Origin of the sequence: Rothia sp. CCM 9416 (assembly GCF_048513535.1) — a bacterium.
Classification (GTDB): domain Bacteria; phylum Actinomycetota; class Actinomycetes; order Actinomycetales; family Micrococcaceae; genus Rothia.
In genome coordinates, this window is record NZ_JBLXXR010000001.1 from 32,170 (window position 1) to 48,099 (window position 15,930).

Annotated in this window: 14 protein-coding genes; 10 read left to right on the forward strand and 4 right to left on the reverse strand. The window is 54.1% G+C overall.

Going from position 1 to position 15,930, the window contains the following annotated elements:
- The first annotated feature begins 64 nt into the window (after nucleotides 1-64).
- The 9 genes from ACN080_RS00160 (at nucleotide 65) to ACN080_RS00200 (ending at nucleotide 9,170) form a co-directional block, all read left to right on the forward strand.
- A complete protein-coding gene (locus ACN080_RS00160) occupies nucleotides 65-787 on the forward strand; it encodes a hypothetical protein (protein WP_419112735.1) in 723 nt (240 codons plus the stop codon).
- A 762-nt stretch (nucleotides 788-1,549) separates the two neighbouring features.
- Nucleotides 1,550-3,397: a molecular chaperone DnaK gene (dnaK, locus tag ACN080_RS00165; protein ID WP_419099964.1), complete on the forward strand. Its 1,848-nt coding sequence runs from the start codon at nucleotides 1,550-1,552 to the stop codon at nucleotides 3,395-3,397.
- Nucleotides 3,398-3,399: 2 nt separating this feature from the next.
- Nucleotides 3,400-3,993 (forward strand): nucleotide exchange factor GrpE, encoded by a 594-nt coding sequence (locus ACN080_RS00170; RefSeq protein WP_419099963.1) that lies wholly within the window; start codon nucleotides 3,400-3,402, stop codon nucleotides 3,991-3,993.
- A gap of 185 nt (nucleotides 3,994-4,178) precedes the next feature.
- Nucleotides 4,179-5,183, forward strand: a complete 1,005-nt coding sequence (locus ACN080_RS00175) for a DnaJ C-terminal domain-containing protein (RefSeq protein WP_419112736.1) — start codon at nucleotides 4,179-4,181, stop codon at nucleotides 5,181-5,183.
- A gap of 2 nt (nucleotides 5,184-5,185) precedes the next feature.
- A complete protein-coding gene (locus ACN080_RS00180) occupies nucleotides 5,186-5,611 on the forward strand; it encodes a heat shock protein transcriptional repressor HspR (protein WP_419099961.1) in 426 nt (141 codons plus the stop codon).
- A 203-nt stretch (nucleotides 5,612-5,814) separates the two neighbouring features.
- Nucleotides 5,815-6,120, forward strand: coding sequence for a lactococcin 972 family bacteriocin (locus tag ACN080_RS00185; protein WP_419112737.1), 306 nt, complete (start codon nucleotides 5,815-5,817; stop codon nucleotides 6,118-6,120).
- A gap of 100 nt (nucleotides 6,121-6,220) precedes the next feature.
- Nucleotides 6,221-8,164, forward strand: coding sequence for a hypothetical protein (locus tag ACN080_RS00190; RefSeq protein ID WP_419112526.1), 1,944 nt, complete (start codon nucleotides 6,221-6,223; stop codon nucleotides 8,162-8,164).
- Between the two features lie 47 nt (nucleotides 8,165-8,211).
- Entirely contained in the window at nucleotides 8,212-8,796 is a 585-nt protein-coding gene (locus ACN080_RS00195) for an ABC transporter ATP-binding protein (RefSeq protein WP_419111229.1), read from the forward strand.
- Between the two features lie 14 nt (nucleotides 8,797-8,810).
- A complete protein-coding gene (locus tag ACN080_RS00200; protein WP_419112738.1) occupies nucleotides 8,811-9,170 on the forward strand; it encodes a hypothetical protein in 360 nt (119 codons plus the stop codon).
- A 165-nt stretch (nucleotides 9,171-9,335) separates the two neighbouring features.
- On the opposite strand, the gene trmB is transcribed toward ACN080_RS00200, so the two are convergent.
- Together trmB and ACN080_RS00210 are read right to left on the reverse strand one after the other, a co-directional pair.
- Entirely contained in the window at nucleotides 9,336-10,157 is an 822-nt protein-coding gene (gene trmB / locus ACN080_RS00205) for a tRNA (guanosine(46)-N7)-methyltransferase TrmB (RefSeq protein WP_419099960.1), read from the reverse strand.
- Nucleotides 10,158-10,253: 96 nt separating this feature from the next.
- Nucleotides 10,254-11,936 carry an alanine/glycine:cation symporter family protein gene (locus ACN080_RS00210; protein WP_419112528.1) on the reverse strand — a complete coding sequence of 561 codons (1,683 nt, stop codon included), beginning with the start codon at nucleotides 11,934-11,936 and terminating at the stop codon, nucleotides 10,254-10,256.
- Between the two features lie 224 nt (nucleotides 11,937-12,160).
- Between ACN080_RS00210 and ACN080_RS00215 the strand changes: the two genes are divergently transcribed.
- Nucleotides 12,161-13,618, forward strand: coding sequence for an amino acid permease (locus ACN080_RS00215; RefSeq protein ID WP_419104361.1), 1,458 nt, complete (start codon nucleotides 12,161-12,163; stop codon nucleotides 13,616-13,618).
- 81 nt (nucleotides 13,619-13,699) lie between these two features.
- Here ACN080_RS00215 and ACN080_RS00220 read toward each other — a convergent pair whose 3' ends face one another.
- On the reverse strand, nucleotides 13,700-14,956 hold the full coding sequence (locus tag ACN080_RS00220) for an MFS transporter (protein ID WP_419112739.1): 1,257 nt from the start codon (nucleotides 14,954-14,956) through the stop codon (nucleotides 13,700-13,702).
- A gap of 76 nt (nucleotides 14,957-15,032) precedes the next feature.
- A complete protein-coding gene (locus ACN080_RS00225; RefSeq protein WP_419112740.1) occupies nucleotides 15,033-15,863 on the reverse strand; it encodes an HNH endonuclease family protein in 831 nt (276 codons plus the stop codon).
- Nucleotides 15,864-15,930: the final 67 nt, after the last annotated feature.

Sequence of the window (15,930 nt, forward strand, 5' to 3'; positions counted from 1 at the left end):
AGTTTTACAGGGACGTTCTAGGTCATCTCAGATGCCCTGGTTATAAGAAGAGAGAAGGCAAGCTGTGTCTCAAAATCCCTATAATCCCCAGTCTCCGCAAAACCCGCAGAACCCGCAGAACCACGATCATCCTGAAACTACTCCTGGGCTTGAGCAGACTAATACTCCTCATTCTGAGCAGGGAGTTACCCCTGGCCAGGAGCCCCTGGCTGATGGGCGGGCAGATTTGCCCCAGCACGAGAGTAATCTGCCTCCTGCGCCGGCTCAGCCTGGAGCGGGGGAGCCTGCCCCGAAGAGTAAAAAAGGCTTGATGATTGGTCTTCTGCTGGTCCTGGGCGTGGTCATTGCTGTTGCGAGTAGTTTCTTTCTGCTGTCTGGCCCAAAGACCAAGACCTATGAGGACCTTACTCAGGGCATGACAGAAATAGGTAAAGAGAAAGGGATGGAGTTCTGCGCTGACTATCAGGACACTGTGCTCAATGACGCTAAGCCCCTGGATCAGGTTGAAGATATTCCCGATGACACTCAGGTCTTTTTCTGCTCCTCGGTGGATATGACTAGCTTGGAGACCCTGATGTCTGCTGATATGTCTCAGAATCCTAAAATGATGGTGGGGCTCTTCTCGGCGAGTGAATTTACCAGAGAAGATTTTGGTGACCTTGGGGAATTAGAAGATGGGCAATGGTCTTTGGCTGATGATCACTGGGGTGTGTTCTCTAATGTAGATGATGCTAAGGAGCTGGCTCAAAAAACTCTGGGTGGAAACCTGGCTGAGAGCAAAGAGTAAAAGCTCCTTTTGGCGGCGTTGTAGGCGCCTGTCGCTGAGAGTTTTCGATGGCTTGTGTATAATACACAGGTACACACACTTGATGGGTGCTCTTGAGAGGTTGTCTAGCTTCCGGTTCATACAGCAGTGAGCTGTTGAGTATCCATACGCCAGTTTCTTGAGTTCTTTCGAGATGACGAAAGCCCCGTAGGCCACACACCTACGGGGCTTTTGCGTTGCCCAGAAAGATGCTAGGTAACTACCCGGCACACACACTTAGAATCGGACAAGCAGGTTAGCGCCCAAAGAGCTTGGCGAAGAAGCCACCGCTTGGTACAGCTACCGCTTTCTCTGCTTCAGTATGCTTGCCATTGCACCATTGTCCAGGAGGGACTGAAGCCTTCACGGTATCTATATGCTGACCACAGCCAGCCCAAGTGGTCTTAGAACACAGCTTGCAGTTAACAGGACGGCACATTATTTTCTCCTAAAGCGAGGAATCTTTCACAAATAATTATACCCCCAGGGGTATTAAATGAAGTAACGGGGTGCTGGGGTCGTGAAGCCTGTAGAGCTGAGAAGTGGGTGTTTTGCCTGGGGTGGCCTGACTGCCCGCTGCAGATGAACAAATTTATTGCAAAAAAGTTGAGTCTTTTACACTCAACTCTCTTGACTTCTGTTTCAAATCTGTCACACTAGAGAGTGAGCCAAACGGATTGAGCCTATTTGACTCAAGATGTTTGCAAGACTTTCAAGTAACCCAACTCAATAGGAGAACACATCATGGCACGTGCAGTAGGCATTGACCTCGGTACCACCAACTCAGTTGTATCAGTCCTCGAAGGCGGCGAGCCCGTCGTTATCGCAAACGCCGAGGGTGCCCGCACCACCCCCTCCGTCGTTGCCTTCAGCAAGGACGGCGAAGTCCTGGTAGGCGACGTCGCCAAGCGTCAAGCAGTTACCAACGTTGACCGCACCATCGCATCCGTCAAGCGTCATATGGGCACCACCTGGACCCAGGAGATCGACGGCAAGCCCTACACCGCTCAGGAAATCTCAGCTCGTACCCTCATGAAGCTCAAGGGTGACGCGGAGGCCTACCTGAACGATAAGGTCACCGACGCAGTTATTACCGTTCCCGCCTACTTCAACGACGCTGAGCGTCAGGCCACCAAGGAAGCCGGTGAAATCGCAGGCCTCAACGTCCTGCGTATCGTCAACGAACCCACTGCCGCAGCACTCGCCTACGGCCTGGACAAGGGCAACGAAGACGAACTGATCCTGGTATTCGACCTCGGTGGCGGTACCTTCGACGTCTCCCTGCTCGAAGTTGGTAAGGACGAAGACGGCTTCTCCACCATCCAGGTTCGCGCAACCTCGGGCGATAACCGCCTGGGTGGCGACGACTGGGACCAGCGCATCGTTGACTGGCTCCTGGAACAGGTCAAGTCCAAGACCGGCGCCGACCTGTCCAAGGACAAGATCGCTCTCCAGCGTCTGCGTGAGGCCGCTGAGCAGGCCAAGAAGGAACTCTCTTCTGCAACCTCCACCAACATCTCCCTGCAGTACCTCTCCGTTACCCCCGAGGGCCCCATCCACCTGGACGAGAAGCTGACCCGCGCCAAGTTCCAGGACATGACCAGCGACCTGATCGAGCGCACCAAGAAGCCCTTCAACGACGTTATCGCTGAGGCAGACGTCAAGGTTTCGGACATCGCTCACATCGTTCTGGTCGGTGGCTCAACCCGTATGCCCGCAGTAACCGAGGTAGTCAAGGAACTCTCCGGTGGCCGCGAACCCAACAAGGGTGTTAACCCCGATGAGGTTGTCGCCATGGGTGCAGCCCTGCAGGCCGGTGTGCTGAAGGGTGAGCGCAAGGACGTTCTGCTGATTGACGTCACCCCCCTCTCCCTGGGTATCGAGACCAAGGGCGGCGTGATGACCAAGCTGATTGAGCGCAACACCGCGATACCCACCAAGCGCTCTGAAACCTTCACCACCGCTGAGGACAACCAGCCCTCCGTATCGATTCAGGTTTTCCAGGGTGAGCGCGAGTTCACTCGCGACAACAAGAACCTGGGCACCTTCGAACTGACCGGTATCGCCCCCGCTCCTCGTGGCGTACCCCAGATTGAGGTCACCTTCGACATCGACGCTAACGGCATCGTTCACGTCTCCGCTAAGGACAAGGGCACCGGCAAGGAGCAGTCCATGACCATCACCGGCGGTACCTCACTCTCCAAGGACGACATCGACCGCATGGTCAAGGACGCCGAGGCCCACGCAGAGCAGGACAAGGCACGCCGCGAGGCCGCCGAGACCCGCAACGCCGCCGAGAACTCCGCTTACTCCATCGAGAAGCTCATCAAGGAAAACGGCGACAAGCTGCCCGAGGATGTCAAGACCGAGGTTCAGGCTGACGTTGACGCCCTGAAGGCTGCCCTTGAAGGTGAAGACGACGAAGCCGTCAAGACCGCCTTCGAGAAGCTGCAGGCTTCACAGACCAAGCTGGGTGAAGCTCTCTACGCCCAGGCTCAGGCTGATGCCGCCGCCGGCGAGGGGGAACAGGCTGAAGACGATGACGTTGTTGATGCCGAAGTAATCGATGAAGACGACGAGAAGAAGAACTAATCATGGCTGAGAACACCCAAGAGCCCACAGAACCCCAGGGCGGTGACCCCTTGGAAGAAGCCTTCCAGGCACCTGCTGCTGAGGGCCACCCTGAGCCCGACGGTGTTTCCGCTCAGGCTGCGGCAGGCGAAGAGTCTGCCGCCGCCGAAGCGGAATCAGAAGCTGAGGTTAGCCCCGATGCGGCCCTAGCGGCTGAGCGTTTGGAAGACCTGCTTCGCCTCAAGGCTGAGTTCACCAACTTCAAGAACCGCACGGCCAAGGAGAAGGAACAGCTCCGCGACTTCGTGGTTGCTGACCTAGTTTCTGCGCTGCTGCCGGTGATTGACGATATTGATGCCGCCCGCAAACACGGCGACCTGGAAGATGGTCCCTTTGCCGCTATCGCAACCAAGCTGGAAGAGACCCTCACTAAGCAAGGTTTAGAGCGCTTTGGCGAGGTAGGGGAGCCTTTCGATCCGCAGGTCCACGAGGCTGTTTTGCAGCAACCGACCAGCGAGGTTGAACCGGATGCAGTCTGCATGGTCCTGCGTAATGGCTACCGGGTCAAGGACCGCCTGGTCCGCACCGCCCAGGTAGCTGTGGCAGTGGCCGAATAAAACAGACAAGGGGCGGGCGCCCGGCCTGATAGATCAGGTTGGGTGCCCGCCTTTTACACCAGGCAGGGAACCAGAATACTGGGTTGCCCCTACCTGCACACATGAAGAGGGGTTTGCCGTGAGTAAGACCCCAAGATAATAAGAACAGCATAAAAGACTTAAGATCTACCTCGGAAGGAGAGGCAATGGCGAGCGAAAACTGGCTCCATCAAGATTTTTATAAGGTACTGGGCGTAGCTGAGTCTGCCTCCGAGGCAGACATCAAGAAGGCCTACCGCAAGCTAGCCCGCAAGTACCACCCCGACCAGAACCCAGGGGACACGGCCGCAGAAAAGAAGTTCAAAGAGGTCTCCGAAGCCTACGACGTCCTCTCAGATGCCAAGCAAAAAGAAGAATACGACCAGATCCGCAAGTACGGGGCTGCAGGCTTCGCAGGGGCTGGTGGTGGTTTCCCCGGGGGTTTTCCCGCAGGCGCCGCAGGCGCAGGTGGCTTTCCTGGAAGCGCCGGTGGCTTTCCCGCAGGCGCAGGTGGCTTTCATACCTCCTCCGGCGGCGCCAACATTAATATTGAGGACCTACTTGGGGGCATGTTCGGTGGCGGCGGTTTCGGCGCCAGCAGCGGGGGCGGCTTCTCCGCTCCGGCTCCCAAGGGCGAGGATGCCACCACTAGCGTCCGCATTTCTCTGAAACAGGCCTACCAGGGCGGTGAAGTATCGGTCTTCCGCCCCGGAGGCTCCCAAACCACGGTCCGTCTGCCCCGCGGAGTTAAGGACGGCCAGAAAGTCCGCCTGCGCGGCAAAGGCCACCCCGGTCACGGGGGAGCGGGCGACCTCATCGTTAGGGTGAGAGTCGATGCCCACCCCGTTTTTGAACGCCAGGGTGATCATCTGCTGGTCAAGGTTCCTGTCAGCCTGCAAGAAGCCTTGCACGGTGGTGTTATTGAAGCGCCCACCCTCGATGGTTCTACCGTCAAACTCCGCTTGGCTGCCGGCTCACCAGCCGGCCGGAAACTGCGGGCCAAGGGGCGGGGCTTCGTCACCAAGAAGGGTAGCGGCGACCTACTGGTCATTCCCGAGGTTCAGGTACCTACCGACCTGAGTCAGGAGGCCTCTGATGCCTTGGATAACTTCCTGGCGCTGGCACCTCAGGTTAACCTACGGGCTGAGCTTTTGCGGAAGGCGGCTGAGTAACCATGGAACTTGAATCTGACCGGCCGGTCTTTGTGATTTCTGTGGCCGCAGAGTTGGCGGGTATGCACCCCCAGACTCTGCGCCAGTATGACCGCATGGGGCTGGTTCAGCCCTCACGAGCTCCGGGCCGGGCTCGCCGCTACTCGGAGCGGGATGTGCTCAAGCTCCAAGAGATTCAGGAGCTTTCCCAGTCCGGTGTTTCCCTCGAGGGGATTAAACGTATCATGCAGTTGGAGAACCGGGTAGAGGCCCTCAAGGCCCGTAACGCGGAGCTGTTGCGTGAGAATGAGGTCCTACGCCACCGCCTACAGGAGGGCGCTCGTGTGTTTGCCGCCGGGACGTCTGGCGGTGCGGTGCACCTGGCGCGCGGACAGCGTCCGGCACCCCGCCCCAAGTCCCAGGCCGTGGTGCTCTACCGCCCCCGCTAAGGGATTAATTACGTCCAGGGTTGCCAAACATGCAAAGCCTATTGTAGTATGATTTTCAACACCTTTTAGATATAGGTGTCAGGAGATAATACACATCAGGCGTGGTGATTTATAAATCACTTTCCGTACTTTATTGATGTATTTTCCTGAGGTTCCTGTGGTAGTCACAGGATTCCTAAGCGGAATATAATCAAAGGAGAGAAATGTTCCCCACAAAGATTAGAAAAATGGTTGCAAGTTTTACCTTGGTAGCTGGGGTTGGATTGGGAGCTATGACTGCTGCTAATGCTGCAGCTCAATGGCCTGCTGAAGGTGGCTATTGGGAATATGGTTTTTGGAACGCATACGCCCGCTCCTATTACGATCACGGGTCTCGCTGTCATGGTTCCACAGCTCAGAATGACTGGGGTACCGTTCGTAGCATCGACACCGCTGCTGGGAAACGTGCAGTTGCGGAGAAATTCGGTACTATTTTTACTAATAATAAGTATTATTATAGGGTTTGCTAGATTTAGTTGAGGCCTATTTTGGACTAAAGCCTAGGGTAAATTTAAATTTTCCCTAGGCTTTAGCTTAGCACCGAAAATAAATTTATTTTTAAGGGTTGATGTGAGATATATTGTTCGTTTAGTAGCAGTTCTTGTTGCATCAGTTTTTTTGTTAGTCGCTGACACCTATTGTGCTACCGTGGATGAAAATACTCCGCAAGGGGCGAATCTTGTTATTTCAGCAAGCTTCAAGCAGAGCGTAGAAACCAAAAACAAAATTATTGACCGTCTTTCACATATTTCTGATGAAAGAAATATTAAACTGGCAAAAGTGGTCCCGAATCCTGAAAATTTTCTCAAGGATAGGTCTCTGTACTACTTTACCAACAAAGATATTCAGACAGGGCCAATCAACTGGTATCGTCCAGATTACAGCGGTTCTCAAGAGGTCGCAGCTGACCTAGGAAACGCTTCTTTAGAAGGGGTTTATGTCGCCCACATCTCCTCACCTGACGATATTGACATCCTCTCGAAAGAGCTGACAAGTCTAGGAGCAGTTTTTTCCTATAAAAAAGCTGGATGGTTTGAGGTTCTCGTACAGACAGTGTGGGCAAACGGCTATGGCTTGGCTCTGGTGAGCGTATGCCTGCTTCTTGGTATAGCTTCCTTAGCCTATTCTGCATCACGAGCAAGAGTCCATATACTACAGACTCTTGCGGGCTTACCTCACTGGCGGATACTTGCTGCCCAGTTGGGTAATATTTTGCTTTGTTTTTGTGTTCCCGCTCTAGGAACTTTTCTTGTTGCCCTGTTAGCCGTCTTCCTTCTCAGGGGATTCCATGCCTTGGGCTCCTTTATTTGGGTTGCGCTACTTGCCTTTGTCGCTATGGTGCTAATAACAGGCTTGTGTGTATTCTTGACCAGCATTTTGACGGCACCACGGCTAGAGAATGTAGCAGGTCGGGAGGATGGGATTCAGAATTATCGGTTTGCCTCAGAAGGAGCGAAATACCTAGCAATTTTTATTACTGCAGTGAGTCTTCCTGCCTTGGTTGGGCAGGGATTCACTCAGCTGGGAATTGCCCAGCAGGCATCGTATTGGGATGCTCTCTCTCAGGCGCAGAGCTTACGGCTAGGGGGTAATGATGAGCAGTTAACCCAGGCAGAGGGAGATTTATTGAGGGTGGTTACAGATGCAGAAGATGAAAATAAGTTGTACTTCACCTATGGTGTCAATCCAGGTGAATTTCTAGGGGATAATCTTGAGCCTTTTGATGGAGTTATGCTTACTAATGATAGCTATCTGAAAAAACTTGAAGATCGCTACCATCGTAAATATGTGGATATTGATAAAAAAGAAATACCGATTGCTTTGAGAGAGTCTATTTTAGAGCAATTAAAACTGTGGATTCCCTCAAGCCAAGCGCAGGATAGAGTTCGTTTTCTCGTGGCTGCTGAGCAAGGGTCCCTGCCTGCTATTTCTGGTACTGGAAACTCTCAGTTAGAGCTCTATGAAACTCCATTGGTTGTATCTGTTAGCTCACTCTCTGATACCTACTCACCTTCTTTTATCACGTCAGTTATTTCAACAAATAATATATTTTTTGACGATTCCTTTGAGCTTACAAAGAAGGTGCAAGAATCAGAACTGAGTGGGGTCATACTTTCCGTAGATCGGGCAAGCGATGCTGGCCTGCAGTCAAGCCAGATGGCAGAAGCGCGTACTAGGTCGCTACTTCTGTCTCTTGTGCTCAATATGACTTCTCTTGTCCTTAGTACTGTACTGGCAAGCTATATTTATCTTCTTCGTAAGGCGAAGACTCACTATACCCAGCGAGTATCAGGTAATAGCTGGCTAGCTATCCTTAGAAAGCGTCTTTTGGGTGAAGCGATAATAGCTACAGCTCTTGGGGTTCTTGCCTGGATAAGCGTGATTGGTCAAGCCGGCTCCTATAATTTTGCATGTTTTGGAGTTGTTCTTCTGTGTGTAACCCTTAGTTTGATATTGCAACCATCATTTGCTCAATTTATATTTTCCAAAACTGTCCTTAGAAAGGTTTCCTGATGATTAGAGGACGCGATATTAGTGTTCAGATTAAGGGGCGAACTATTATGGCTATTGATGAAATATTCATTGAGCCTGGGAGGGTTACTGGCTTAATAGGTGAGAGTGGAAGCGGTAAGACTACATTACTTAATTGCCTTGGTCTTCTTCAGCCAATAACTACTGGATCTATTGAGATTGACGGTAGAGATTTTAGTAATCCGTCGAATAAAAAAAGATTATCATTTTGGAGAGATGAGGCGGCGTTCGTATTCCAGGATTATGGAATCATTGATGAATGGACAGTGGCGCAGAACCTTGCCGTAGCCCAGCACGTTCCAAGAAGGGAGAAAGATAAGATGGAGAAAGTCTTGAATAGTGTTTCTCTTCATGGCCGACAGGGTGAGAAAGCTAGTAGGTTAAGCGGTGGTGAAAAACAGCGTGTGGGAATTGCCCGGGCTCTTTATCGGGAGGCATCCTACCTTTTTGTTGATGAACCTACTGCCAGTCTGGATGAAGGCAATCGGGATAATGTTCAGAGATTATTAAGAGCCGTTGCAGATCAGGGTTCACATGTTGTGATTGCCACCCATGATGAAAACATGATTCTCGCTTGTGATATGACTTACCATCTTGAAACTCAGCAAAGGTAATATGGGTGATAAAAATGAAAAATAAAAAAACATTGTTTGTACTTATTTCAGCTTTATTTTTTGTTTGTATTTTTGCCGTGGGTGTTTTGGGTTTTTTGGGTAATAAATCTGAGGGGCAAACAGATCGCCCCGCCTGTAGTGGTTTATCGAGCATTGAAGATGTTGATTCGGCTTTGGATTCCCACTCTGCGATTACAAAAAATTTAGAGAATATATCACCATCAGTTTCTGTATCTAAGACAGTTACCTGCGACAATGAAAAAGCACTCATCACTGTGAGCTACAGCGGTGATTTAGATACTTTTGAAGAAATTCAAAATCTTCTCAAAAATACTGGTGGTTATGGAGTAGCACTAGAGGTAGTAAAAAAATAAATCTGTCGCCAGGATTTGTAAGAGAACCTGAAATAGCGGATGAAAAGACTATTACCACTATCTATAATCTGCGTGGAACCGTTTTGACCTTAAATGCTTTCACTGTGCCCTGCCCTTGTTAGATGGGCAGGGCTTTTCTATGATGGTCTCTTTATATACCGAGCTTTAGCGGCGGATATAGGTCAGGTCGTGGGCGCGGCGGCCAGCCTCACCGGCCTTACGCTCAAAGGAAGTCACCACACGGCCCTCCCAGCGGGGAGCCCAACCGCCAACGGGGTCATCCTCACTGGTGTTCTCACCGGCGTGAGCGTTCACAAAGTCGGGGTGGGCATCGAGAACTTCACGCATAACCAGGGCGTATTCTTCCCAGTCGGTTGCCAGTCGCCAGGTACCGCCGGGCTTGAGCACGCGGGCTACCTTATCGGCAAAAGCCGGGGAGACCAGGCGACGCTTATGGTGGCGAGCCTTATGCCAGGGATCGGGGAAGAAAACCCACAGCTCATCGACAGAGTTCTCTTCAAGCAGGTTATCGAGTAGCTCTGGGGCGTTAGCCTGCGCTACACGCACATTCTCTACCCCGGCCTGGCCCATCTTGAGCAGCAGGTCGGCAATGCCGGGGGTGTAAACCTCAACAGCTAGGAAATTGGCTTCGGGGACCTGACTTGCCCGGTGGACAATGGCCTCACCCAGGCCAGAGCCGATTTCAAGGACCAGGGGCGCACCGGCGCGGCCGTAGAGCTCTTCCGGGTTAAAGACGGCACCCTCGGCAACTGAGGTGTCACCAATATTACGGGGGAGGTCCAGCAGGTGGGTGGGGGCGTAAGCATCCCAGGCTTTCTGGCGGCGGGCGGTCAGGCGGTCACCGCGACGAACAAAAGAGTAGGGCTGACGGTGGAACTTCTCGGGCACCGGAGCGTTTAAATCTTCCCCGGCAGCGGTGCGTGCTGCCTTCTGCTCGAGGTCTTGCTTCTGCTTATTGGTTTCCATAACTCTCCTTGCGAGGTTGAAAGGGTAGCCGGTGCTCGCGGAAACTCTAAGCGCCACCGGTAGCTAAGGCACCCATTATAGACCCCGCCCCCCTAATTAGGATTGAGGGGGCTCTGCTGCCCTGGGATCGGTGGGGGAGCCAAAGGTGGGTTTGGCCTGCTGGATAATCGGCAGAGAACCAGTGACCAGGGGGATGCTCCCGGTATGCACCTGCTCAACGGACACATCGTAGACCTTGGAATCTTCCTTGGTCATAAGGTCTTCCTCAATCATCTTCTGAGTGATTACTTTGAGGCGGGTGGTGTCGGGGTGCTCTAGGGCGGGTTCGCTTTGGCTGAGGTCTACCTCGTGGTCAATCTGGGCATCCAAGCCACCGGGTAGGCCGTACATGAAGCCGTCAATAGTATCGACCGTGGCAACAAAGTTGGGGTCGTGGGTCAGGTACTTCTTGGTTTCACGGGCGACCAGGCCTGAGAGCAGGATGAGGCCAATGAGGTTGGGGATAGCCATCAGGCCGTTCATGATATCGGAGAAAGTAAAAACTACGGACAGGGGAGCGACTGCGCCCAACCCGCACATGAGGGCAAAGACCATGCGGTAGCCAGTAATGGCTCGTTTACCGCCGCCCAGGGACTCAAGGGCGCGCTCACCGTAGTAGGACCAGCCCAGCACGGTTGAATACCCCAAAAGCACCAGGCAGAGGGTTACCACATAGCCGCCCCAGGGCCCAGGAATACCGGAGGAAAATGCTTGGGCGGTGGCAGTAGCCGGTTCGGAGTTAGTCCAGGTGCCCGTGGTCAGCAGAATGAAACCGGTCATGGAAATCACCACAAGGGTATCCACGAAAGTCTGGGTCATGGAGGCCAGGCCCTGGCGCACAGGGTGCGACGTCGTGGCAACTGAAGCGGGGATAGAGGCGGTACCCATCCCTGACTCGTTAGAGAAGAGGGAGCGTTGGGCACCGACCTGTAGAGCAAAAATCATTCCTGCACCGACCGCCCCGCCCAGGGCTCCTTGCCCGGTGAAAGCTCCCCGCAGAATCATAGCAAAGGCCTCCGGGATCATAGCGGCGTTACGTGCCACAATGTAGCCACCGAAGCCTAGATAAAGCAGAATCATCAGGGGAACACAAAAAGCGGCAATCTTCGAGACTGTCTTAATGCCACCCAAAAGAGCCAAGGCAGTTAGGAGGGCAAGGACAAGGGCGGTAGCCCAGGATGGTACCCCTAAAGAGTGCTCCAGGTTAGCGGAGATAGCATTGGATTGGGTCATGTTACCAATGCCAAAGCAGGCGAAAACACAGCAGATAGCAAACATTGTTGCCAGGAACTTGCCAAAGCGGTTAGGGATGCCTCGTTGCAGGTAGGCTTGGGGGCCTCCTGTCAGTTCCCCCATCTTGTCACGGTGACGGAAACGGACACCCAAAAAACATTCTGAGTATTTAGAGGCCATGCCGATAATAGCGGTAACCCACATCCAAAAGAGCGCCCCGGGGCCACCGATACTCAGGGAGAGAGCGACACCCACAATGTTGCCGGTACCCACCGTTGCCCCCAGGGCCGTGCTCATAGCCTGGAAAGATGAAATGTCACCTTTTGCGCCCTCCTGCCTGGCTCGGCGACCAAACTGCAGGCTCATTGCCTTGGTAAAAAGTCTGATTTGAATTAGGCCCAGGCGGACAGTCAGAAAAATGCCGGTGCCCACGAGAAGCGGTAGCAAAAGCCAGGGACCCCAAATGATACGGCTGGTTTCATCGAGTACCTGCTGGAGAGCGTCCACGCGATTTTTCCCATCTAAATTATGTTTTTTGGAGTGAGCGAACTTTCATCAATTTATCATGAATCCTACCTACTACCCGGTACTGAAAGATATGAGGAGCAAGAGGGCTTAGACTTGACCATAACCACTTAGTCTTATGAGCCTGATCATCCCTCCCAGGGACCCACTGGCCCCGGATGAAGAGGGCAAAAGCAGACAGGACACAACAACATCAGGGGGTGCTTATGGCAACAACCGAGAACACACCGGGCCTAGAAGAAAAGGAAGGCCTGCAACGCGGGCTTTCCAACCGGCATATTCAGCTGATCGCTATCGGTGGAGCGATTGGTACCGGCCTCTTCATGGGCTCCGGCAAAACGATTTCACTGGCTGGCCCATCCTTGCTTCTGGTCTACGCGATTATTGGGGTCGTCATTTTCTTGGTTCTGCGGGCCATGGGAGAGCTGCTCCTCTCTAACCTGAGCTATAAAACCTTCAACGATTTCATCACCGATATCCTGGGGCCCAGTGCTGGCTTTCTCATGGGCTGGTCCTACTGGTTTACCTGGGTTGTCATCGGCGTTGCCGATATTATCGCCATTACCGGCTATGTCCACTTTTGGTGGCCTGATTTACCCGCCTGGATTCCCGCTGTCTGCTTGATTGGCTTGCTCCTTGCCTTGAACCTGCCCAGCGTCAAGAACTTTGGCGAAATCGAGTTCTGGTTCGCTTTGATCAAAATTGTTGCCATCGTCCTTCTTATCATCGTGGGAGCGATTATGGTAATTGCCGGCTTTACCTCACCCAGCGGACAGCGGGCATCGGTGGAAAACCTCTGGAATGACGGCGGTTTCTTCCCCATGGGCGCCAGCGGCTTCTTCGCGGCCTTCCAGATCGGTATTTTCGCTTTCCTGGGTGCCGAGCTCATAGGCACTACAGCTGCCGAAACCAAGAACCCCACTGTGACCCTTCCCCGCGCTATCAACGCGGTGCCTCTTCGTATTATCGTCTTCTACGTTTTGACCTTGGCAGTTATTCTGATGGTCACACCCTGGCGCACTATTGACCCTGAGCAGAGCCCCTTCGTTGAAATGTTCACCCTGGCAGGGCTAGCTATTGCCGCACACCTGATTAATTTTGTGGTGCTGACCAGCGCTACCTCATCGGCCAACTCGGGTATTTTCTCTACCTCCCGCCTGATTTTCGGTCTGGCTCAGACCGGTAGCGCCCCGGCTATCTTTGGCCGCCTCTCCAAGAACGGTGTACCGCGCAATGGCCTTTTCCTCACCACGGTGCTACTCTTCTCAGGCATTATCCTGCTCTACTCGGGAGACTCCTTAATTGAGGCCTTTACACTGGTGACCACCGTGGCCTCGGTGCTCACCGTAGTAACCTGGTCTCTGATTATGGTCAGCTACATTAAGTACCGTAAGACCCGCCCCGAACTACACGAGTCATCTGTCTATAAGCTCCCCGGCGGCATCTACACCTGCTACCTTGTTCTGGCTTTCTTCGTGGGTGTTATTGTCCTGCTCTTTAGCTATGAAGACACCCGCCAGGCCCTGATTGCTATGCCTTTCTGGTACGCCTTGCTTGCCCTTGGCTGGTTCTTCATTCACCGTAACAACCAGGGAACAACTCTGAAAGCCCGTGCCCGCCAGAAGGCGCTGGAGCACCAGGAACATGACTCATCAGCTCAATAGGCCCTAGAGGGTAAGTTGCTGAGGCCCGCTACCGGTACACCCGGTGGCGGGCCTTTGCCCTAGCTGATGGCATACAAGTTCTTATCCCGCAGTGTCTGCCCCTTGAGAGGGGAGATAGAGCGCAGAGAGCAGACAGCAGAAGAAAACCAAGGCGGTACAGCTCAGCGCCAGCCCTTCCCAGCCTGCATGGGGCAGAAGTAGCCCTGCCCCCCAACCGATAAGAGCTGAACCCCCGTAGTAGAAGGAGTTATAGAGCGCAGTCGCCTGCGATTTTGCAGGGCCAGCCAGCGCACCTGCCCAGCCGGAGGCAAGCGCGTGAGCGGCAAAGAAAGCCGCAGTCAGAAGCGCTAGGCCAGCTATGACCAGTGGCAGGGGGCGGGCCAGGGTGAGTAGGATTCCTCCAGCCATGAGCAGACAGGCCGCCAGGAAAACCCGTTTGAGCCCTCCGCGCTGGGCCAGCTTACCGCCAAACCCCGATGAAACTGTACCCAGCAGGTAGATCAGAAAGATAAAAGAGAGCAGGAGCGGTGAGAGGTGGTAGGGAGCGGCCTGGAGCTTGAAGCCGATGTAGTTGTAGATGCTGACGAAGGCACCCATGAGGGCAAACCCTGCGGTGAAGAGGGTTACTTCTTGACGGTTGCGCAGCAGTGCCCCCACTTTTGCCCAGGAGCTGTCAGCGTAGGGGGCAGAGGCTGCAGTTCTTTGGCAGGGCCGGTCATGTGAGGCAGGCATGAGCACGATAAAGATTAGCGCGGCCATGAAGCCGGTGAAGGAGACCGAGAACATAGCTACCCGCCAGCTTAACAGTTCGGTCAGTGCCCCGGAGAGTAATCTACCGATGAGCCCGCCCACGCTGGTTCCTGAGATATAAAGCCCGGCGGCCGCAGCCCGGACCGAAATATGGGCTTCTGTCACAATGACGGCTACCGCCAGACCCGCAACACCGCCCAGAAAGGCCCCTTCGAATGTTCGAAGAACAAGGAGCAGAGGGTAGAGCTGGATCCAGGGGGTTATGAGCCCCAGAAGGGTTGCCCCGCACAGAGCTAGGGTCATGGTGCGCACCCGCCCCCAACGGTCAGCTAATGCCGCCCACAGGAGGGTGCAGAGGGCAAGACCGGCGGTGGAGCAGGAGATGGTGAGAGCGGCGCGGTCCGCTGAGATAGCCAGGTCGCGGGCTATCTGGGGAATCAGTGGCTGGGGGGAATAGAGCTGGGCAAAGGTTGCGACCCCCGCAGCAAAGAGGGCTGTGAGCAGCCGCCGGTATTCACGGCTTCCGCCCCGGTAGCCTTCAAAGGTGTAGGTCAAGGTCTTCCTCCGGGCCTTGGTGACAGGTGGCACATCTAACCTTAACCGGGGAGATCTCTGTGAGTGTCTTTATTGCGCTGGGTGACACACCGGCAAGCCGGTCAAAGCGCTAGCCACGAGCAAAGCTGGAACGGTAGGCGGGCTGATCTGGGCAGGTTGCCAGGACCCCCTGCATGGCTCGTTTTTCCGCTGAGGTGATGGTCAAATGATAGGCAGCCTTGACTGAAATCTGCCGGGCAACGTACTCGCACCGGTAGCCTGTTTGGGGGAGCCAGCTAGCGGCGTCCTTATTGGACTTGGTGGTGTTGCTGAACTGCCCGGCTGCTTGGAGGTTGAGCGGGTCGTTTGCTATGAGGGTGCGCTCTGTGAGACTCCACTGCCAGGCCCCTGAACTCCAGGCGTTAGAGAGCGCTACAACATGGTCAATGGGCACAGCTTCGCTGGTTTTTTCACCGCGCCTGAAGCTAATGATCTCGGTGGTGTAGGGGTCAGTAAGGGTCCCGGAAAGCACCTTACAGTTCTTAGATAGGTCCAGGTCGGTGAGGTCCCTGGCCAGAATATCATTGCGTTGGTCACACCCATTGCCGTCAATATCCTCCCAGGCCTGGCCGAAAGCTGAACGCTTGTAACCGCCCCCGCTATAGGGTTTGGCCACGGTGATGGTTTCAAGGACCTGGGAGGCAGTCGAGTAGGTTTCGACCCCTGAGCCCGCGAAGCCGGTGCTGACCGGTCGTCCACCACCGGTGATGCTCTCAAAACCGGCGCGGAGATCCCAGTTATGGGATCGCAACCATAGAACACCGGTGACCAGCAGAAGAACCAGAAGAATGATCGCCAGGGTTGGCTTGTATCCCGAGGAGGAAGAAACTCCCCGGCGCTTGCCCGTAAAACCGGAAGCGGGAAGACGTGGTGCCCTGCGGGCCTTCTTGAAGATTGCCATAGGCACACCATTCTAGCGGTGCGCGCAAGAAAGCGCAGGGCTCAGAACCTCAAACGGAGCGGGAGGT